Raw genomic sequence first — 20,187 nt, 5'->3', positions numbered from 1 at the left:
AATGCTACTTCGCCAATTCGAGATGCCGTGGCGGACGGCCTACGAGGCCTACTCCGCAGCCGTGTGGTTCCTTTGCGTTGTCGGGCTGTCATTCGTCTGGTACACCACCTCGTTCCCTGATCTTCCGTTTTACTACCTTGGGGCTACCGCCCTTGGGTTCATGATCTTCAACCTTCTTAGGGCCTGGGAGATTTGGCGGCTCAAATGGAGTTTGGGTGGAAAGGGCATCAGTTTCATTTCCGACGAGGAATTGAAAGCCAAAGTCACCAGCGAAGAAGGGAAGGAGAACTCGCTGGCTCTGTGGTTCGGGAAGGGCTTCGACTGGACCCCTGTTCACACCCAGCGAGTGTACGAAATCAAGCGAGCTGACCCGGAACAGTTCTATCCACCGAAGATGATCATGTGGATGATCGAACAATGGAGCGGCGAGCAGGTTGGTGCAAACACGGCAGAATATATCGGGGCCCCTTGGATTCACGGCCTGAATGGAGCCGAGGAAGAACTGTATGTACCGATTCAGAACCTGATCGGTAACACCCTTCTGGTAGGTACGACTCGGTGCGGGAAGACTCGCTTCCTCGAGTTGATCGCTGAAATGGCTATCGAGCTTGGGTACACCGTCATCTGCATTGATCCGAAGGGAGACCAACCCTTTGATGCATCCCTGCGCGCGGCGTGCAAACAAGCGGGCCGGGAGCACGATTTTGTACGCTTCCATCTTGCGTTCCCTGCATCAAGCGCTCGTATTGATCCTCTGAAGAACTATACAAATCCAAGTGACTTGGCCTCGCGGATCGCCGCACTGATGCCTGGAGGGGATAAGTCCTCGTCCTTCAGGGACTTCGCGTGGGGGGTGCTGAACGCCATTGTTATGGGGATGCTGGCAACGGGCGAGAAGCCGTCGCTTGTGCGCATTCGTTCCTACGTGGACAACGGGATTGCCGATCTATTGATGCGTGTCATTCTTCAGTTCTTCGACGAGGAGCTACAGCCAAACTGGGAAACCGAAGTGGCGGCGTATGCGCGGACGCTCAAGCAAGCGAAGGGAAAGAAGGGACAGGAAGATGGCGAGATTCTTGTGCGCCAGTCACTCCACCTCCTCCTGGAGTTCTATTTGGACATGATCGTTCCGCGCGGCTTGCGAGACGAGGCTATTGAGGCCTTGGCAACTATCTACAAGCATGACAGCGCCCACTACTCCAAGATGATTGCTAACCTAGTGCCGATTCTGGGCATGCTCACCACCGGGGACCTGGGGGCTCTGCTTTCCCCCGACCCGAGGGATGTTGCAGACACTCGGCCGATGACAGACCTTGCTTCTCTGATCCGCGCCAACAGCGTGGTGAGTATTGGTCTGGATTCGTTGGCGAATAAGACAATCAGCTCCGCTGTCGGCTCAATGTTGTTATCGGATCTGACTTCGGTTGCTGCTGCTTTCTACAACTATGGTGGCAACCACAAGGTCTTCCTCATCGTCGATGAGGCAGCAGAGGTGGTCAACGATCCGTACATCCAAATGTTGAATAAATCCGCCGGCGCCGGCTTTATCAATTTGGCGGCGATCCAAACAATCCCCGACCTGGCCGCTCGCTTTGAATCGATGGACAAGGCGAGACAGATGCTCGGCAACTTCAACAACCTCGTCTCCATGCGAATCAAGGACCGAGTTACTCAAGATTTCGTCACGGAAACCTTTGGCCAGACCTACGTCTATACGCAGCAGAAGATCCATGCGACATCTTCTTCGACTGAAAAGACGATTACCCATTTCACGGGCTCCGTTCAGGAGAGGGTAACGGAAGCACTTGAAGATGTGCTCCCGCCGGACGTACTTGGGCAACTGCCGAACTGGCAGTACATAGCAATGGTGTCTGGCGGCAGACTTATCAAGGGTCGTCTGCCCATCATTTCACATGAAGAAGCATGAGTGGAGATACCTTCGTGCGGGTAAGCCTCAACAGAATTCTTAGCAACGCCGGGTTTTCATCGAGTCCGGTAAAGGCGTTCACCGATTGGCCTACCCTGGAGCGTGTTGCGCTCCAATTCATCCACTTCGTATCGCCCTGGTTGGTCGTTAATGGTGAGAACCTTGCCGAGCGCACACTGAGGGATGCGATCGCTACCTACGACGAAACGTTGCCATTGGGCTACGAAGCAAGCCACAGGAAGTTCATCGAGCGAATCGCTGCAAGCGCCAAGGTTCTCTCGTCTCTCCGCGTATCCGTCAAGGACAAGGATGGACTTTGGGCGGTTTGGACTTACGACGAGCCATTGATGAGGCACCTAGCCAACCATAAGCGCTACGCGATTCAAATTCGTGAGCGTGAAACCCCGGTCGCATCCGGCACCGTAATGATCAAGCTTTTGGCGGCTATCAGCCCGACTCAAGAACTTGAGGTGGCCGGACTTGATTACCATAGCTTGCTCCACATGAGCACCGCACAGTGAGGAAGACATCGTGACTCGCCACGGATTACTTTGGCTACTCGCCATCATCGTCATCTTTCTTTTCGCACCCCTGCTGATTAACCAGGCCGACTACGAGTCGTGCGTGGAAAGCGAACTGGCCACCGCGGGGGAGTGGTATGACGGTAAGGAAGTGCAAACGATCTTGGATCGGACGAACCGACTTTACGGCGCAGCGATGGTCAGTACGGGAATCGATCCGCTTATACGAAAGCATTTCGTGAAGCCGATGCCTAGCAAGGAGGTGGCGCCAGGGGTCATGCTGCCGAAGGCGATGACACCCTATGCGGAGCACCTGATGGAATACTGGGGGAACTTTCTCTACAACATCTGGATGTTCTTTTTCAGGGTCGCTCATTCCTGGTCTTGGATCGTCTATTTGACGCCGTTCTTGGCTGCCATCCTTTTTGATGGGGTAATGACGAGAAAGGCGAAGCTGGCGTCCTTCAAATATACGTCCCCCACCGTCTACAACATCTCGTGGCACGTCATCATCGCCATGGCCGCAATTTCGATGGTTGCCTTCGCGGTAGTAACCCCCTTGTCGGTCTTTTTCTACCCCGCCGTGATCACGTTTATGGGTGTTCTCGTACGTCTACTTATCTCGAACATTCAACATTCTGCGTAACGGGGTCCATTCCTACACCTAACCCCCTCAAAACGGCGGCATTTCTGCGTTGTGACGTTTCTTGCCAACCGGCAAGATTCATCCCATGCAGAACGCAACAAAAAACTTCCTGTTAATCGCGCTGTCGGGGCTGGCTTTTGCAGCTCCTATCGCCGCAAAAGCGACGTGTTGGGAGGCCGCCAGCGAGAGCTACGGCATTCCGGTCAACGTGCTGAAGGCTGTCGCGAAGACCGAGAGTGGATTCAATGCGAAAGCCCGCAACGGCAACAGCAATGGGACGCATGACGTTGGAATAATGCAGATCAATTCGAGTTGGCTGCCAAAGCTCGAAAAGTACGGTGTCACGGAAGAGTCCCTGAAAGACGCATGCACAAATATCAAAGTAGGTGCATGGATTCTGTCGAACAACGCCAAGAAGCTCGGTTGGAACTGGAATGCGATCGGCGCCTACAACGTGGGGTGCGCCAAGCTGGATAAAGCGGAATGTGATCGCCGCCGCAATCAATATGCATGGAAGATTCATGCAGCCCTGAACAAGGTCGGGGACATCGGTGCGCCGACACATGCGGCCGCCACCTATGAACAAGCGGCAACGGCCGCTTCCAACAAGGTTATTCACAGCGCAAGTGCTGCCGTGCAGCCGAAGAAAATCATGGTTGTGAAGCTCGGTGAGTCCGAGCAGCCCATGATGATCGCCTCGGCGCTGGCGGAATACGAGCCACGCACATTTTCTGTCGGCGGCTTCCTGAATTATGAAGAGGGGCGTGACGATGAATAAGCCTTTGATCTGCGCCTCTCTGGCTATGATGGTTACGGCCTGTGCATCTGTCCCGAACGCCGACGAGCAGTCTCCCAACGGTAAGTTTGGCGTTGTCCAGGTTGGTACCAAGCAAAACGCCGAACTGGTGTTCTGCGAAACAGACAAGTGCCCGCAGCGGACACCGAAATTCCTCCCCCCGTCGGCACCACCGGCACCGCCACCAGCCCCTGCTCCCGTCAAGGTGGCTGAGATGCCGAAACAAGTTCATTTCAAGGTCCACTTCCGCTGGGGCTGGAGCCGTCTAGACACCGATGGCCGCAAGGAAGCAGAAGCAGTTGTGGCGTCCGGTCTGCTGAAGGATGCAAAGCGCATTGAGGTGGCGGGTCGCACCGATCCGACGGGACCGCGAAAGTTTAACGAGAAGTTGGCCGTACGCCGTGCAGAAACTGTCAAGGCTGTACTGGTGATGGCCGGTATCCCGGCAGACCGAATTGCGGCAGTGGCGCAAAACCCCTGCTGTGATGGAAGCCTGGCTGCCTCCAAGGCCGCCATGAGAGAACTCAGACGTACAGACATTGAGATAACGGTTACGACCAAATGACTACACAGACTAGTGGAAATTACGAGCACGGTTACCGAGCCGTGCTTGTACGAGAAGACACCAAGAAAAGCCTTCGTAAGTTCCGCGCGGACCTCACCGAGCGGGACTTGTTTCAGGAGCGTCGCATTGCGACAGCCGCCCTTGAAATAGCGATCGAGGATGCAAGCAGGGACGATCAAGCGCGTGAGCGCCTGTTCGCCCGGGTCAAGGATGTCGTGAGGCGAGACCTCGACGACGACAAGGCCACGTAGCAGTTCAAGAGACTTTGAGACGACGAGACGACGAGACCCAATTCCCTCCAATTTTTGCCAAGGACAAAGATATGAAACTGCTTTCCAAGATGTTCAACCGTGCCGGCCTCGCTGCTACCTCCCTCGTTCTCGCTGCTCCGGCCTTCGCTGGTACCTCCGGTACCGAATTCGGCGCCATGTACAACCTGGTGAAGGGCTGGTCGGAAGGCTACCTGGGCCGCACCCTGGCCATCGCCGCCTTCCTGGTTGGTGCCATCGTCGGCTTCGCGAAGTCCACTGCCATGCCCGCCCTGGTCGGCATCATCTTCGCCGTGCTGTTCGCCATCGGCCCCGGCATCATCGATGGCATCGCTTCCGCGCTGATCTAAGTCAGCCGGCGCAAGCCGCAAGCATAGAGTAATCGCCATGTCGGATATCGATCACAAGTACATCATCCCGCACCGCCTGGATGATCCTCCCAAGTTCTTGTGGTGGGACTTCGATGTGGCGATTCTCTTCATGGGCTGTGTAGTCATCGGAATCATGACGAATCAGACCATGACCTTTTCTGGCTTGGGCGTGGTTGTCGCCATGTCCTACCAGAAATTGAAGGCTGGGCGCAGCCGCGCCTTTGGTCTTCACGCCCTCTACTGGTATTTGCCGACCAGTTTCGGCTTCCGTATTACCCCTCCGTCGGCCGTCCGTGAATTTATCGGCTGATCATCCCAACACCGAGACGACGAGACTGCACTAATGCTGCTCAGTAAATTGATGGCCGATGTGGAAGCACGCGGCGGCGTTACCAGGGCGTTCCAGATGATCCTTGGAGCTTCACTCCTGACAAACGTCTTCATGGCAGGGGCGTTCTTTACGATGGATCGCACGGTGCGTACCATCCTTTCCCCTCCAGAAATCAGCAAATCATTCTGGGTTGATGGCCGGACACTGAGTCCCGAATACCTCGAACAGATGGGTTCGTGGGTCATTCAGCAGTATGCGACCGTTACCCCATCCTCCATTGATTACCAGAGCAACCTTTTGCTCAAATACGTCCACCCGTCCCTTTATGGGGACTTGGCAATTCGCTTCAAGATCGGCTCGAATCGCCTGAAGGCAGACAACATGAGCAAGATCTTCATGCCCCGTGAGGTCCGTATTAGCGAGAAGGGTCAGTCGTTGGTGCTCATCGGCGCTCAGAGCACGTGGATCGCAGACAAGCGTGTCCCTAACGACGAGATGAAGGCTTATCTTGTGACTTTCGACTATGACGGAAGTCGCACCTTCATCAAGGAATTGCGTGAGACGAGTCCCCTCAAGCCGTTCGACCCTCCCGTCACCCAAGCCAATGCTGAAGTCGAAGCGGCAATGCAGCAGGAAGCTGCAGCTCAAGCTGCCGCAGCACAGGCTTCTCAACCAGCTGCCCCTGCAACGTTAGCTCCGAGCTCTGCACCGGCGGTTGGTACTGTCTTACCGCCTGCGCCGCAAGCGTCCAATCCCGCCGCGAAAGAAGCGCTTCAGTCGGGCGTAACGCCCACTACCCCAAATTCTCGCTAAAGGAATCGGTATGGCCCCTAAGAAATTGCTTCTGGCGGCGGCGTTCGCCCTCGCCTCGCTAAACGCCTTCGCTCTCCAAACTGTTGATCCCGTTGAAGGGCAGAACAGTTTCGTCAAGATCTCCGCGAAGGAAACGACCCGCCTCTATATCGACGGTGGAAAAATCCGCTCGTTGATCGCCACCGACGGCGAATTGACCGTCGAAAAGGACGATGATCGTGGGCAGTTGTTCGTTCGGCCGGTGGTTCTGAACAAGCCTATCAACGTCCGGGTCATCGCCTCGAGTGGGACGACGTACAACCTCGTGATGCAGGCCGTCGATATCCCCCAGGAAGATATTGTCATTCGCGAACCCTTCAATGTCCGGGCAGAGCGGAATGTTGCTGCTGGAGCAGGAGGGAAAAAAGGCGCAGCGAGTGGGATGGATCGGACCGTCCGTTCGCTTGTCGCCGCGATGGCCCTGGAGGAGCCGCCCAGCAACGTCGAAGTGCGGGCGACCAAGCAGGAATTCTCTCTCTGGGAAAACACGTATTTCGTGATGATCGCGGTGTACAACGAGCGCGAGTTGGTCGGCGAGAAATACGTTCTTACCAACACTGGAAAGACCCCCATGCGCCTTGTCGAGCAGGAACTTTACCGCAAGGGGGTCGTTGCGGTCGCGATCGAAAACATGCAGCTTGATCCAGGCCAATCCACGAACATTTATGTGGTGAGGAGCAACTGATGGCCGGAATCAAGTCGAAGGTGGCTGGGATGTCGCCCGTCCGCCGTAAGCAGATGGTGATCTTGGCCGGACTTGTTGGGGTAGTCGGTGTCATTGCATTCGGAGCTGCGATGCTCGGCGCTCCGAAAAAAGCCCCACCTCCACGTGCTCCTGAATCTACACGCAAGGCGTTCGGCGCGCTCGGTGAGCAGGTCAATAACGCGGATATCTGGCGGACTCAAGAAGGTGCTCGGGTCGCGCAGCTTCAACAGCAGCTGGCAGATATTCAGGCCAAGATGGCTGCGAACGACAAGGCTAGTGCGGACGCCAAATTCAAGGAACAAGAACTGGCTGCCAAGAAAGAAGCAGAAGATAAGATCGCCCGAGAACGGGAGCGTGAAGAAGCTGAACGCAAGGCGAAAGCTGCGCCTCCGCCTACTGGATTGCCGATGCAAACGGGTCAGTTGGGCCAGCCAGCAAATCCTGATTTCGCCGGCGGGCCGCGCCCGGAAACCATCAAGGGAATCATGCGGGTCGACATGGGGTCTGGCGGTGGTTCCTCACCTGCCAAAGCGGCGCAGCCGTCGCGAACTGGTGCCGTTGGTGGAAGCACTGGCGGAGCCAACGGTGGCGGCGCCAATGTGACGGGCGATCAAAGCGCCGAGACATATATCCCTGCAGGGACGTTCATGCGGGGAGTCTTGCTTTCGGGCCTTGACGCCCCTACTGGTGGCCAGGCTCAGCAAAATCCACATCCCGTGGTTATTGAAGTTCTCGATATGGCTTCGCTGCCGAACAAGTTTAAGGCCGACTACAAAAATTGTCGGTTTACCGCAAATGGAGCGGGCGATCTGAGCAGTGAGAGAGCCTATATTCGCCTGGATCGTCTGAGTTGCATTTCTGAAGACGGCGGTGCGTTGGATGTGTCGGTGAAGGGCTACATTGCAGACCAGACCGGCAAGGCCGGCGTTCGGGGTCGCCTCGTCAGTAAGCAAGGGCAGGTTCTCGCCAACGCCCTCTTAGCTGGCGTGGCCTCTGGTATCGGCACTGCCTTTTCCCAGGGGGCTATGACCACCTCTGTTTCACCGCTCGGTTCTACACAGTCGGTGAAAGACGGACAGCAGATTCAAGCTGGCGTTGGGCAAGGGGTTGGTAACGCGCTCACACAACTGTCCCGGTACTACATCCAGTTAGCCGACAAGATGTTCCCGATCATCGAGGTCGATGCTGGTCAGCCAGTAGATATCGTGATCACCAAGGGCGTTGCTGTTGCCCGAAAGTAAGAAATTCCAGAAACGCCTGGGCCTAATTGAAAGAATTAACGGCCCTCACTCATTTCAAAAGGAAGCATGCAATGAAGACGACGAGACTCATCACCACCATCCTGGCGGCCACTCTGCTGGCAGGCTCAGCTTACGCCGGCGACGCGCTCAAGGAAATGGCCGTTATGGCAACGCTCAAACAGAAGTATCCCAGCACGGTTATCAAGTCGGTCTCCTCGACGAACCTGCCCGGGGTCTACGAGGTCGTGATGGGCAAGAACGTTGCCTATGTTGAGGAGTCGGGTCGGTACTTCCTGTTTGGCCACATGTTCGACATGCAGACGCAGACCGATTTGACCGAAGGAAAGATCATGGCCGAACAGGTAGCGAAAGTCGACTTCAAGAAGCTACCGCTGAAGGATGCCATCAAGATTGTTCGCGGTGACGGGAGCCGCAAGGTCGCTATCTTCAGCGACCCGGACTGCCCCTATTGCAAGCAGCTCGAAAACAACATCGCGAACCTGACCAACGTCACAATCTATCTCTACCTGTTCCCCATCGATCAGCTTCATCCGCAAGCCAAGGCCAAGTCAGTTGGCGTCTGGTGTGCCGCAGATCAGGTGAAGGCATGGGACGGCCTAATGCGTCGCAACGAGGTACCAACCGGTCAGTGCGAAAACCCCGTGGATCGAAACATTGCGCTTGCTGAGGCTATGGGCATCAATGGCACCCCGACGGTGATTCTTCCCGATGGATCAATCATCCCCGGTGCGCCTTCTGCCGCCAAGCTTGAGCAGATGTTGAATCAGGCTGCTGCGAAGGTGGCCAGCAAATGAAGCGCGTCCCTTTTTCGGTGGGTATTGCGCTCGCCGCGGCTGGTCTTTTGGCCGGCTGCGGGAGCATGAGCGGTCTTGATGCTTCGAGCAGCTTCAGTTGTAAGGCTGCGCCCGGCGTTACCTGTCAATCCATCAGCGGTGTCCATCAGAACGCTTCGGCAGGAAATCTGCCGTTCCAGCGCACTGGCGAGGGCCAGTCAGCTAACAACGACCAGCCGTCGAAGGACGAGAAGAAGCCGGCTTATGGAGCGACGAAGACTGAAGGTAAGGTTTCGCCTAGGGATATGAATGCGGCGTACTCCGGGATGCCTGTACGGCAACCACCGTTGGTGCTTCGAGTTTGGATGGCGCCATATGAGGATGAGGGCGGCGATCTTCACGATCAGAGCTACTTCTACACGATGGTCCATTCTGGAAAGTGGATGATCGAGGCAAACCGGAACGCAATAAGCAATCAATTCCGCCCGATCTACCCCCTTAATCGGGCTACACAAAATCACGAGTCTGCACCTCCGGCGGAGAAGGAAGCGCAGCCGCTTATCCAGAAGGGCAATTATGAAAATCTGGTCGAGAAACCGGACTTGAAGTAAGCGAGGCCGAAACCCATGGGTGCTATCAAAAGCTTCATCAAGTCACTCTTCAAGGATGCACCGGAAGAGCATTACACGCCGACTCCGGTGTCCAATCCTACGAGGGAAGTGAACTACAACAAATTCTCGGAACTTTTACCGTATTTGGCATGGATGCCGAAGCAACGGCTGTTTGTCCTTGAGGGGGATGTTCCCCAGAAGGTAGATGGAATCGGTTTCTGTCTGGAAATGATTCCGCAGACAGGAGCAACGCCCGACATGGCGGATCTGTTGACCACGATTTTCAGCTACTTACCAAAGGGTGCTGGGGTTCAATGGAGCCTCATTGCGACCCCGCTTATCGATCGCTACCTGGATGCATATGTCAACGCTCGCCTTGACCCGGAGAAAGCCACATCGAAGGAGGAGCGCGAACGTCGCGAGTTGTTCCGAGCACTTGCCGAACGCCAAGCCGAGCATTTCCGAAAGGGGGCTACTGACCCCGTTGTCCCGAATCAGCCCTATTTGCTACGAGACTTCCGTCTCGTTATGAGTGTCGTCATTCCTGCTTCGACCTACGATGACGAAGACCTCCTGAACGAGATTGCTTCCATCCGGGAGACGTGTGCGACTACGCTCAAGACGTATTATCAATTCGAGCGAGAATGGGGACCCGAGGATCTGATCAATTGGTGTGCGGTCATCTTGAATCCCCAGGAAACCTTGCTGAAGAGAAACGCTCCTCATATCAACTATGACGAAGGCCGCCCGATCAAAGAACAAATCGTTGCGCCGAATACGGTGATGCGAGTTACCGAGGATGGTTTGGTCTACGGGCTACCGCAGCGGAATAACGAGATCGTTGCGAAGTGCATGAGTGTTCGCAGCTATCCGAAGGCTTGCACTCTCAACGCCATGGGGTCTTTGATTGGTGACTACATGCAGCCGGCAATTGGTTATACATCGCCGTTCATGATTACCATCGGGATCACCACTCAGGATTTCGAGGAAACTCGAGCCGCGACCCAGATGAAATCGGCTCGCGCAACGCAGAAAGCTGATTCGCCGATGGCGAAATTCATGCCTGAGCTGCAAGACATCAAGCACGACTGGGATATTGCACAACGCTCGTTTGACGATGGCAAAGGGACGGTGCGCATGTATCACCAACTCATCCTATTCGCTTCGCCAAACGATATGCCACGCGCCGAGCAGTCTGCTCAGGCGGTTTGGCGTTCTCGTCAGTTTGAGATTGTCGAGGACACCTTCATCCAGATCCAGGGTCTTCTGGGCTCGCTCCCAATGTCGCTAACGCCTACGCTCACGAAGGACATCCGTACCGCCCAGCGAATGACGACGAAGACGGTGCCGAATGCTGTCAACATGGCGCCCCTATTGGCCGAATGGCATGGCGTCGGAAGACCGATCGTGCCTATGTGGGGCCGTCGTGGGCAGGCGATGTGCGTCGACCTGTTCGGCAATGTCTCAGGCAACTTCAATGCGGCAATCTGTGGTACCTCTGGTTCGGGAAAGTCTGTTCTGCTGAATAGCATCGCGCTTTCCTACCTGGGAATCGGCGGTCGGGTGTGGATCATCGACATCGGCCGCAGCTTCGAGAAGTTGTGCCACACAGTTGGCGGGCAATATCTCGAGTTCACCCAGGAGTCTGACATTCGACTTAATCCATTCTCGATGGTTGAGGCGATTGATGAAGACCTCGAGATGCTGATTCCGCTCTTCGAGCAGATGATTTCTCCGAGCGAACCCCTCGACGACTACCGACGGCGCCAGTTGGGTTTGCACATTCTTTCGGTCTGGTACGACAAAGGGCGCAACGCTAGCGTCGATAATCTAGCTTACTCCCTGATTAACAATTGCGAGAAAGGTGGGCCGAATCCGCAGGCTGCAGACGAGGAGTGGGTTGCTAGGGTTCGGGCAATGTCGCACGAAGAGCGCCAGAACTATTGTGATCCCCGGATCCGTGATTTGGGCGTTCAGCTTTTCCCCTACACCTCTGATGGCCCTTACGGCCGCTACTTCCTGGGTGAAACCAACGTCAACTTTGACAATGACCTGATCGTGCTTGAGTTGGAAGAACTCGCTGCGAAGAAGGATCTGCAGGCTGTCATCATGTTCCTGCTGATGTACCGCATTACCCAGAACATGTACCTCACCCGGGACAAGCCGAAGGTCTGCATTTTAGACGAGGCCTGGGCCCTGCTTGGCGGTGGCGGCAGTGGCGACTTCATTGAGACGGGCTATCGCCGGGCGCGGAAGTACAACGGATCGTTCTGTGCTGCAACGCAGAGCATTGGGGACTTCTCTTTGAGCCGTGCTGCGGAAGCAGCGATGAACAACGCTGACTGGATGTTTCTGCTCAGGCAGAAGGCCGAGAGCGTTCAGGCGCTTGAGAAAGCAGACAAGCTCGTCATTGATAAGCATATGAAGGACATGTTGATGTCCGTCAAGACCGTGCAAGGTAGCTATTCGGAGGTTTTTGTCCATGGTGGACAGATGGGGCACGGCATCGGCCGGGTGCTGTTCGACCCGTTCTCTCTGCTGCTTGTTTCCTCCAAGGCGGAAGATTTCGAGGCTGTGCGTCATTACCGCGAGCGCGGATATTCAATCGTGGATTCCCTCGAGGCCGTTCTTGCAGATCGCGGTGTTCCAGGCTACGCCCACAAACAGAATAGAAAGGCTGCGTAATGAGTGAAAAACTAGAAGAGACTGGTGCGACCAAGGTCAGCACCGCGGCTGAAACTCATGTTGCATCCGAAGTCGAGGGGCAGCAAGACAAGGAAGGTAGTCGCTGGCTTGAGGCTCTGATTAGGGGAACAGGCATGCTGCTTATTGTCCTGGTGACACTGATCGCCTACCACTTTTTCGTCGTGGCTCCGAACAAGCAACGGTTTGGTGTCGTAGATATTGCCGAGGTGCTGAATCTCAAGGAACTGCAGGTTACCTTGGCTGCTACACAAGCCGAACCTGGCGAGAATAAAGGTGCCGCTGCATTCGAGGAAATCGCGCGGTTTGCCAAGGACATCGAAGTTGCTCTCGCCGAAATTCAACAAGAGTGTGGCTGCAGTTTGTTCGTCAAGGCCGCCGTGGTCAAACCTGCTGCTGCGGAAGATTTAACCCCACAGCTCAAGCAACGTCTTGGCATGGACAAAGTGGACCAGGCGCAACTCGTCCAGCAGCTGCGCGGCGCCGGCGGCCGTGGTCAGCCGCCCATGTTGGAGCAACCAAAAAAATGAGTTTGACTTCACTTTTCTCACCGGACAACGGGGCGCGCCGTTTATCGCTCTCCGAATATCTGGACTTGTGCCGGGCTCACTTTCGACGTTACTGGAAGCACTACACCATTCCGTTGGTTGCGGTGTTCCTGCTTCAGTTGGTAATCCGCATCGACGTCAATTACACCGAATCGTTGCCGGATCACGTCTTCATCACGGTTAAGGGGTGGAAGACAGGTCTCAAACGTGGCGATTATGTGGCTTTTGAATTCCCGACGGAAAACACGGTTTCTCCGTTCCGAAAGGGTGCCCATATGGTCAAGATCATTGGAGGAGTGGGCGGGGATATCGTCAGCATGACTCCTGCCAGGGGGTTCTCGGTTACATCACCAGGCGAACGCGATATGTCGACGATGATCCCAGGTAGCAACGGCACGATCGGTGTAGCGAAGACTCTTTCGAGGCGGGGCAAGCCGCTCGAGGCGGGGCCGGTTGGGGTGATACCGCAGGGCTCCTATTACGTGTTTGCTCCGCACCCCGACAGTCTGGATTCCCGCTACGCGATGGTTGGATGGATTTCGGAGAAAGAAATCATCGGCCGGACCTTCTCGTTGTTCTGATCATCCTCGCAAGGCTTCAACCGCAGCTTCGGCTGCGGTTTTTTTTGCCTGGCATCCATTCCTACACCTACCCCCATCATTTCGGCGGCATTTCCGCGTTGGCGTGGAGCGTGGGGCTCGTTATCTTTCCGTGATGCAAATTGCCCTTAGATTCCCCATGCTACGTCGACTCCTTCCACTGATCATCGCATGTGCGGTTGTGGCACCAAGTAAGGCCGCAGAGCAGATTGGTCCTGTACATCCGATCGTTGAACCGGACATGCTCCAGGAAATTTATCGGGTTCTTAACGAGAAGCAGAAATCCGGTGAGATGGCTAAGTTACAACAGGAAGCGGTTGAACGCGGCAAGCGTTCTATTGAGAATCCGAGGGCTGTCCAGGGTTTAAGGCGCGTTGAAAAGGCAAGGGTCTTCTATTGGGACCCAACGGTTCGTGTCCCGAAAACAATAACCGACCCGAACGGAAATGTAATTGCGGAAGCAGGGAAGACCGTAAACCCGCTTGATTACGTCAATCTTCCACAGAATATGCTGTTTTTTGATGGTTCTGACCACGCTCAGGTGGCAATGGCTAAGTCATTGATGAAGCATTACGACGGCCAAATGAAGGCCATCCTTGTAAATGGCCAGCCGCTCGAAATGTCGAGGCAGTGGAAAATCCAAGTGTATTTCGATCAAGGAGGATCGTTGGTACGTAAGCTTGGAATTACAAGAGTACCTTCGTTAGTCAGTCAGGAAGGGAAAAAACTGCGTATTGATGAGTTGGAGGTGCGTTGATGTTACTCCGCAGACTACTAACAGGATTCGCCGTTCTTTGCGCTGGAGTTCTTTTCTCTGTGGCTCACGCCGACCCAAATTGCACCGGAAAATTTGCGAATCCGATTACTGACTACTGCTGGTCTTGCTCATTCCCGATTGGCTTAGCGGGGGGCAATACTGTCACGATGGGCCAGGATGAAAATACTTCGAGCACAAACACTTCTGGCAACGCATTTTGTACCTGTACCAGCCCACCCAAGGTTGGTATGCGCATGAGTTTCTGGGAGCCGGCCAGAATGGTCGACGTTACCCGCACACCGTACTGTTTTGTCGGAATGGGCGGAGTAAGCATGGACTTCGGCATTGGTACGGCACGCCATGCACAAACCGGTAAGAGTGATGCCAGATCACCAAGCGCCTTCTATCACGCCCATTGGTACACGAATCCCCTGATGTTCTGGCTCGAGGTCCTATTGGATGACAGCTGCTTGGAGCAAGGGGTTTTCGACGTGGCATACATCACGGAAATCGATCCGCTGTGGTCGGACAGTATGACGACATTTATTATCAATCCGGACGTTGCATTGTGGGGCAACCCCATTGCGCAAGCAGCTTGTGCTTTGGACTGTGTTGCGGCAACGGCCTTTGGTTTTGGCCGCGACGAGCTGCTGTGGTGTGCTGGATGTCAAGGCTCCATGTTTCCTCTCAATGGATGGGTGAGCTCGAAGGTTGGAGGCGTGCAAGCTTCATCGCTTATTACGGCACGGATGACCTCAAAGCTTCACCGAGAAATGCTTATGTGGGCGGCTTCTGGGCAGGACGGAACGTGTGGATATTACCCCCAGCCTGTGATGATGAAGACCAACTATAAGTACACGATGCTCTATCCGATTCCTCAAACTAAAAAGATTGCTGGGAAATGCTGCCAGCCCTTTGGTCGCTCGACGGCACTTTGGGGGTCCGGCAGAGAGTTTCCATTCACCGGCGAAGATTTCGTCTACCAGATTTTCAGGAAGCGCGATTGTTGCGCTGGAAACCTGCTTGATTACTTTGGTGGCGGTTAAACCCAGCGTAATTGCGAACCCATAGACCATTTCAACGCGACGATCACATGAAAAACAACATCGCAATCTGTCTCTTCGCTGCATTTCCTCTTTTTGCGGTTGCGCAGCAAAAACCGCCCGCGCAAGAACAAGATCCTGTGCAGCGAACGCAGCAGGCCATTGAAAAAGCAATGGCCCAAGCTCAAGCTCAACAAGCTCTGAGTGCCAAGTCAGGACCTAAAACAGGCCTTGGTATCAATGAGTTGCGTAATATGCAAGGGGTCGATCCGCAACAACTTGCGGCCAAATACCAGCAGGCCGGGGTTGGTCAAGCGCCTGCTTCGCAGGAGCTAATGGTCTTTGTTTCCACATCAATTCCCAAGAAAGCGCTTGTAATGCTTGGGGAGCAAGCGAAAGTTACTGGCGCAACGCTTGTAATTCGCGGCATGGTGGCACCACTCGGAACAAAGCATGCCATGCAGAAGACAATGGAAGCCTTGCAACCGGTGGCGTCGACTGGCGCCAAAATACAGATAGATCCCGAGGCGTTTGGCCGCTACAACATCAAAGCGGTCCCCACCTTCGTAATCGCTACCAAAGAGGAGTCGTGTGCCACCGAGCAGTGCGACACCAAGTCCTTTGCATTGGCAGGTGACGTGGCCCTCGAGTATGCACTTGAGCAGTGGTCTAGTCGTGGTGGAGCCATTGGAAAACAAGCAGATAAGTATCTGCAAATGTTGGAGCGCGCCAAGCAATGAATATAGTTGCCTTGGTACTTATGTTATTTCTGTCTGGTTTTGCGACGGCCCAGACTCCAGATCAACTTAACGCCTTTAATGCCGGTAAAACTGCTGGTGGTAACAGTAATACCCAGGGAATCTTCGATAGTATTACTCACAGCCAAGCAGGTAATACAGTAAGTGGATATTCTCAAACACCACCTCCGCAATCATCATATTGGGGAGGTGCTAATAGTGTTATTGGTCCGATTTATAGCGGAGGAAACTCAAAAATAAGTGAATGTGGCACTGGTACCACGTCAACCGCGGCCCAAGATCAACAGCATTGCGAAGCTGTGAATTCGATAATGAAAACGCAAGCTGACATGCCAACAAATTTGGTCACGCGCACTGACCCATTAACGCTTCAAGGACAGGCAATTTCTGCAAATCCGGATTCAATTGCAGGAGCGATCGGAGGTAGCTATTCAAATTGCACAACAGAGCAGCAAACTAATAACTCACCATTCACGATGCAAACATGTGATGAATGGTCAGAAACAGGAACCTCTACATGTACCATCGGCCAAAATATTGTTGTAGATCCGGATTATATTTACAGATGCAAGGAAACCATTTCAACTATCAATAGTGGAACATGCAGCTATGGAAATGTTGTTGTTGTTGACGCCGATTATAACTATCAATGCGAATCCAATGTTCAGACCAAAATTACACAGTCGTGTCAAAAGATAGCAGTCCTATCGGTGGATTCGTCAAGCACTTGGGGAGGCGCTGGACAACTTCTGTTAAATCCGAATGTTTATCGAGGAATATACGCGAGAATATACGCTAATTCGACACCGAACACCTATACGATGTGTTTTTATTCTATCTATGTTTCCGGGCAAAACTGCGATTCGAATGTGTATAGCGGCAAGAGTTTTACAATCGTTGGAACTGGCAATCTTAGATACAACGCATTGATCGGATCGTTGTCGTGTAACGGTACGACATGCACATGGTCTGGATATGGAAACCTGGGTTGTTATGGAGTGCCAGGTTGTCAGTGGACAGCTAGGTATTTCAATTTCACCTTCGCTGCCCCAACTTCAACGGTCCAAGTAAAGAAAATATCTTGGCAGGACAATTGCACGGCTCTTGAGGCGGCAGCACGATGAGATACATTATATTCGCCATATTGATGGCGATAAGCAATCTTACTTTTGCGAATACGTGCCGGCTTGTCTCAAAAAATTGTGTTGATTCGGTCCAACCAAAGAATGTCGGGGGCACTAACTTTTATTTTGCTGATGTAGGAATTAGCGATGCTTGCTGGCAGTGGAATTCAACGTACGAATGCGTTGATTCCACCAGCAGCAGTCTGGTCGACTACTGCTCAGCAATGAATGCAACTCCCGGTTGTAATGTTACGTCATCCGTTTGCTCTTCATATTCAACAGTAAATGGTTCCTGTGATCGTTGGACAAAAACATATCACTGCGGTGATGCAGTTTCTCCAAATGCGGGAACCATACAATTAAATAATAGCTACACGATTGTCTACGACAATACAGACACATCCCCGTGTGCGTCATATTCGAGCAATCCGAGTTGCCAGTTGTCTGCAAAAACTTGTGTTGATGGACCGAGCACAAAAAATATAAATGGATTAGATGTCTATAAAGATTGCTGGGAATGGAAGGAGGATTACAACTGTGTAGTAAGTAATCCAGCAGATTACTGTATGCCACTTAAGCAGGCTGGCTGTACAAAACAAGCAGAGGTTTGTACAAACACGGCTTTTACCGGTACTTGCATAGAAAAAGAGTTGGATTACATTTGTGCTTCATCTGTAAGTCCTCTTCCAACCAACGTTCAATATTTGAGCACATCGTATTCAATCGTAAATGATCAGATCGATGCGTCACAATGTACAACGTTTGAAAGTAACCCAAACTGTGTTGTCGCTTCACAAGTTTGTGTAGATGGTCCAGCGACAAAAAATATTAACGGCCTGGATGTTTACAAAGACTGTTGGGAGTGGAAAAAAGATTATACCTGTGCATCCACTGTTCTTACCTCGACATGCAACGATTTAAGGAATAATCCGTTATGCACAGAGACAACGGCAAGCTGCGTTGACTACCTTCCTGGTGGCCAATGTGGTCTCCTCGAGCATCAGTATAAATGCGCTGATTCTGCCGCAACTACATCAACAATTGCTAATTGTGGATTACAGACGTTTTGTGTTGATGGCCAGTGCTTTGATACCGGATACATGCCAGATGGAGATTTTGCCAATGCCATAACCAATATGGAGCTGGCTCGTGAAGCTGTTAATTATGATTTATTCGTTGGCGAACCTGGCCATTGCCACAAAAATCTATTAAAAAATTGTTGTAAATCTCAAGGCGGTGGAGAAGGAGGTCGGAATGATGTTGTTGCACAAACGCTTGGGACTACAGCCCTAAAAGTTGGAGTTGAAGAAATTTATGTATGGGGATCCAAATTTATTTTTGAGGGACTGATGAATAGTGGCAGCGAGATGTTGGCAGAGTACGCTATGTCCGCTCTTAGTAGTGGGGTGCTTAGTACAACTGCTAACTTCACAGTCTGGGGTGCTGAATTTGCAGTCTCTACCAGTGGCATTACATTCGTTGGTTTTGATCCGTGGTCGCTTGTAATCGCAATAGCCATCTATGTAATTATGGATATGATGCAATGCGAGCAGGATGAGCAGGTTCTCGGTATGAAGCGTGGACAAGGGCTTTGTCATCAGGTTGGCTCATGGTGCAGTTCTAAAGTCCTTGGTGCATGTCTTGAAAAGAAGGAAGGGTGGTGCTGTTTTCCTTCTAAGCTAGGCCGAATTGTGAATGAACAGGGTCGTGCCCAGATTGGAAAGAGTTGGGGGTCTCCGCAAAACCCAGATTGTTCAGGCTTCACTCTTGATGAGTTGAAATTGTTGAGATTTGACCTGATGGATTTGTCAGAATTCTTCAGCAGCGTTGCTACCCCAACAAAGTCGCCCAGTTTCGCTACTGATCGACTCCAACAGAAGGCTCAAAGTTATTATGGAAATTAGTAAGGTAATTGCCGCAATGGCCGTTTCTATTGCTCTAACTACCGCGCTGACGGACGTCAGTGCTGCGCCTGATGTCCAGATTCAAAGGGAGCCTCATTACAACGAACTTCCCAATGCAAATCTGGCACAAAAACGTATTTTTGTAGTTTTTGACGGTAGCCCAAAGATGACTCGCGTCCTGCAGGAAAAGCTTCGGGCTCGTGGCTATTCCACTGTGGAAAATCCTGATGAGGCCGAGGAGCAATACCGGTTCAGCGGAATGTTTATGCTTTCTGGTGCTGGAAAGAATGAAGCAAGGGGCAAACTCGGAGAATTGCTTGAGTCATCGGTTAGCAATGACGTCGGGAATTCACCAAATTACGGTCATCAAAATGTCGATCTTCTCCAAATTGGAGTATCGGCGGCTTATTCTGGTGTCGCGTCCGCTATTTCCATTACGGACATGGTGCGCTGGCTTGGCCAGAAGACAGGCGTGGCTGGGCGTTTCAATGAGATGTTGACCGGGGATCCGCGTGGGTTTTGCCTTGCGGAGTCCTGTAGCAAGTACACCAGCACAGTCATTATGAACGTTAAGGGCACTTCCGGGCATTGGTGGATCCAGGAAAAAGCACAGGAATCCAAGGTTGTACTCGACTTGGTTGTAGCAGATGCAGTAGAACAGATGCTCAAGCCTTTTTATGACATACGTGGCCAAGAGGCAGCTGCGCCCGGAGGAAAAGCACAGTGATATCTAGAATTGTTGCCGGGATTTTCTTAGCCATTCCTGCGATTGCATTTGCCGCAGGTGAGGGCATGCCCATTGCAGCGAGAACTGGAACTGACTACCGAGACCTTCTTCTGAAGGCAATGGACGCAAAGGATGGAAGGGTTATCGTCGACGTGACGGGCAAAACGGCCGAGATGATTCGACAGCAGATCAACCGACCGAATGCGAGAGTTGTAGCGGAGGTTTCTACAATCGAGCAGTTGAAACAGGAGGGATGCAAACGTTTTAACATTCGGTTCACTACCCCTGGTACGTTGCTTCCAATGTCGGATGGGTCAACCCAAATGCTCGATATGAGCATGAAGCTCAATATGTGTCGCAATGGGTTCCCCCCTGGCACGGAGAATGAGATGGA

Annotated in this window: 22 protein-coding genes and 1 pseudogene; all 23 read left to right on the top strand. The window is 53.0% G+C overall.

Annotated features, from left to right (window positions below; all coding sequences use genetic code 11):
• Position 1: 1 nt before the first annotated feature.
• The 23 genes and pseudogenes from traD to AZSP09_RS19155 all read left to right on the top strand — a co-directional run bounded on the left by traD (position 2) and on the right by AZSP09_RS19155 (position 19,793).
• The gene (gene traD / locus AZSP09_RS19260) at positions 2 to 1,927 is read left to right on the top strand and encodes a conjugative transfer system coupling protein TraD (protein WP_152091239.1); all 1,926 of its coding nucleotides are present in this window, start codon (positions 2 to 4) and stop codon (positions 1,925 to 1,927) included.
• Entirely contained in the window at positions 1,924 to 2,448 is a 525-nt protein-coding gene (locus AZSP09_RS19255) for a hypothetical protein (protein WP_152091238.1), read from the top strand. Before traD ends, AZSP09_RS19255 begins: the two co-directional genes overlap by 4 nt.
• Before the next feature lie 10 nt (positions 2,449 to 2,458).
• Complete coding sequence (locus AZSP09_RS19250; RefSeq protein WP_172974849.1) at positions 2,459 to 3,094, top strand: DUF4400 domain-containing protein; 636 nt, start codon at positions 2,459 to 2,461, stop codon at positions 3,092 to 3,094.
• 85 nt (positions 3,095 to 3,179) lie between these two features.
• Complete coding sequence (locus AZSP09_RS19245) at positions 3,180 to 3,872, top strand: lytic transglycosylase domain-containing protein (RefSeq protein ID WP_152091236.1); 693 nt, start codon at positions 3,180 to 3,182, stop codon at positions 3,870 to 3,872.
• Positions 3,865 to 4,455, top strand: a complete 591-nt coding sequence (locus AZSP09_RS19240; RefSeq protein WP_232058927.1) for an OmpA family protein — start codon at positions 3,865 to 3,867, stop codon at positions 4,453 to 4,455. The genes AZSP09_RS19245 and AZSP09_RS19240 overlap by 8 nt, the downstream gene beginning before the upstream one ends.
• A complete protein-coding gene (locus tag AZSP09_RS19235; protein WP_152091234.1) occupies positions 4,452 to 4,706 on the top strand; it encodes a hypothetical protein in 255 nt (84 codons plus the stop codon). Before AZSP09_RS19240 ends, AZSP09_RS19235 begins: the two co-directional genes overlap by 4 nt.
• A 71-nt stretch (positions 4,707 to 4,777) precedes the next feature.
• Complete coding sequence (traA, locus tag AZSP09_RS19230) at positions 4,778 to 5,074, top strand: TraA family conjugative transfer protein (RefSeq protein WP_152091233.1); 297 nt, start codon at positions 4,778 to 4,780, stop codon at positions 5,072 to 5,074.
• A gap of 37 nt (positions 5,075 to 5,111) precedes the next feature.
• The gene (traL, locus tag AZSP09_RS19225; RefSeq protein ID WP_152091232.1) at positions 5,112 to 5,405 is read left to right on the top strand and encodes a type IV conjugative transfer system protein TraL; all 294 of its coding nucleotides are present in this window, start codon (positions 5,112 to 5,114) and stop codon (positions 5,403 to 5,405) included.
• A 33-nt stretch (positions 5,406 to 5,438) separates the two neighbouring features.
• Positions 5,439 to 6,239, top strand: coding sequence for a type IV conjugative transfer system protein TraE (gene traE, locus AZSP09_RS19220; protein ID WP_152091231.1), 801 nt, complete (start codon positions 5,439 to 5,441; stop codon positions 6,237 to 6,239).
• A gap of 10 nt (positions 6,240 to 6,249) precedes the next feature.
• Positions 6,250 to 6,963, top strand: a complete 714-nt coding sequence (locus AZSP09_RS19215) for a TraK domain-containing protein (protein ID WP_152091230.1) — start codon at positions 6,250 to 6,252, stop codon at positions 6,961 to 6,963.
• On the top strand, positions 6,963 to 8,225 hold the full coding sequence (locus AZSP09_RS19210) for a TrbI/VirB10 family protein (RefSeq protein WP_152091229.1): 1,263 nt from the start codon (positions 6,963 to 6,965) through the stop codon (positions 8,223 to 8,225). Before AZSP09_RS19215 ends, AZSP09_RS19210 begins: the two co-directional genes overlap by 1 nt.
• A gap of 71 nt (positions 8,226 to 8,296) precedes the next feature.
• Positions 8,297 to 9,040 (top strand): DsbC family protein, encoded by a 744-nt coding sequence (locus AZSP09_RS19205; protein WP_152091228.1) that lies wholly within the window; start codon positions 8,297 to 8,299, stop codon positions 9,038 to 9,040.
• Positions 9,037 to 9,630 (top strand): type IV conjugative transfer system lipoprotein TraV, encoded by a 594-nt coding sequence (traV, locus tag AZSP09_RS19200; protein ID WP_152091227.1) that lies wholly within the window; start codon positions 9,037 to 9,039, stop codon positions 9,628 to 9,630. Before AZSP09_RS19205 ends, traV begins: the two co-directional genes overlap by 4 nt.
• Positions 9,631 to 9,645: 15 nt before the next feature.
• Positions 9,646 to 12,315, top strand: a complete 2,670-nt coding sequence (gene traC, locus AZSP09_RS19195; RefSeq protein ID WP_152091226.1) for a type IV secretion system protein TraC — start codon at positions 9,646 to 9,648, stop codon at positions 12,313 to 12,315.
• The gene (locus tag AZSP09_RS19190) at positions 12,315 to 12,863 is read left to right on the top strand and encodes a hypothetical protein (protein WP_152091225.1); all 549 of its coding nucleotides are present in this window, start codon (positions 12,315 to 12,317) and stop codon (positions 12,861 to 12,863) included. Before traC ends, AZSP09_RS19190 begins: the two co-directional genes overlap by 1 nt.
• Positions 12,860 to 13,462: a S26 family signal peptidase gene (locus AZSP09_RS19185; RefSeq protein ID WP_152091224.1), complete on the top strand. Its 603-nt coding sequence runs from the start codon at positions 12,860 to 12,862 to the stop codon at positions 13,460 to 13,462. The genes AZSP09_RS19190 and AZSP09_RS19185 overlap by 4 nt, the downstream gene beginning before the upstream one ends.
• Positions 13,463 to 13,619: 157 nt before the next feature.
• Complete coding sequence (traW, locus tag AZSP09_RS19180) at positions 13,620 to 14,237, top strand: type-F conjugative transfer system protein TraW (RefSeq protein ID WP_172974847.1); 618 nt, start codon at positions 13,620 to 13,622, stop codon at positions 14,235 to 14,237.
• Positions 14,237 to 15,283: a conjugal transfer pilus assembly protein TraU gene (traU, locus tag AZSP09_RS19175; RefSeq protein WP_152091306.1), complete on the top strand. Its 1,047-nt coding sequence runs from the start codon at positions 14,237 to 14,239 to the stop codon at positions 15,281 to 15,283. Before traW ends, traU begins: the two co-directional genes overlap by 1 nt.
• Positions 15,284 to 15,330: 47 nt before the next feature.
• Complete coding sequence (gene trbC, locus AZSP09_RS19170; RefSeq protein WP_152091222.1) at positions 15,331 to 16,020, top strand: type-F conjugative transfer system pilin assembly protein TrbC; 690 nt, start codon at positions 15,331 to 15,333, stop codon at positions 16,018 to 16,020.
• Positions 16,017 to 17,162 carry a hypothetical protein gene (locus AZSP09_RS19165; protein ID WP_152091221.1) on the top strand — a complete coding sequence of 382 codons (1,146 nt, stop codon included), beginning with the start codon at positions 16,017 to 16,019 and terminating at the stop codon, positions 17,160 to 17,162. Before trbC ends, AZSP09_RS19165 begins: the two co-directional genes overlap by 4 nt.
• A pseudogene (gene traN, locus AZSP09_RS20790) lies at positions 17,159 to 17,530 on the top strand (conjugal transfer protein TraN); the annotation flags it as partial. The gene AZSP09_RS19165 and the pseudogene traN, both read left to right, overlap by 4 nt.
• A 72-nt stretch (positions 17,531 to 17,602) precedes the next feature.
• Positions 17,603 to 19,066: a conjugal transfer protein TraN gene (locus AZSP09_RS19160; RefSeq protein WP_232058919.1), complete on the top strand. Its 1,464-nt coding sequence runs from the start codon at positions 17,603 to 17,605 to the stop codon at positions 19,064 to 19,066.
• Positions 19,056 to 19,793 (top strand): hypothetical protein, encoded by a 738-nt coding sequence (locus AZSP09_RS19155; protein ID WP_152091219.1) that lies wholly within the window; start codon positions 19,056 to 19,058, stop codon positions 19,791 to 19,793. The genes AZSP09_RS19160 and AZSP09_RS19155 overlap by 11 nt, the downstream gene beginning before the upstream one ends.
• The last annotated feature ends 394 nt before the right edge of the window (positions 19,794 to 20,187 follow it).

The sequence above is a fragment of the Azospira sp. I09 genome (genome assembly GCF_009177135.1).
Classification (GTDB): Bacteria; Pseudomonadota; Gammaproteobacteria; order Burkholderiales; family Rhodocyclaceae; genus Azospira; species Azospira oryzae.
The sequence above is the reverse complement of the archived record's forward strand: the minus strand, read 5'-3'. Positions and strand labels throughout refer to the sequence as shown.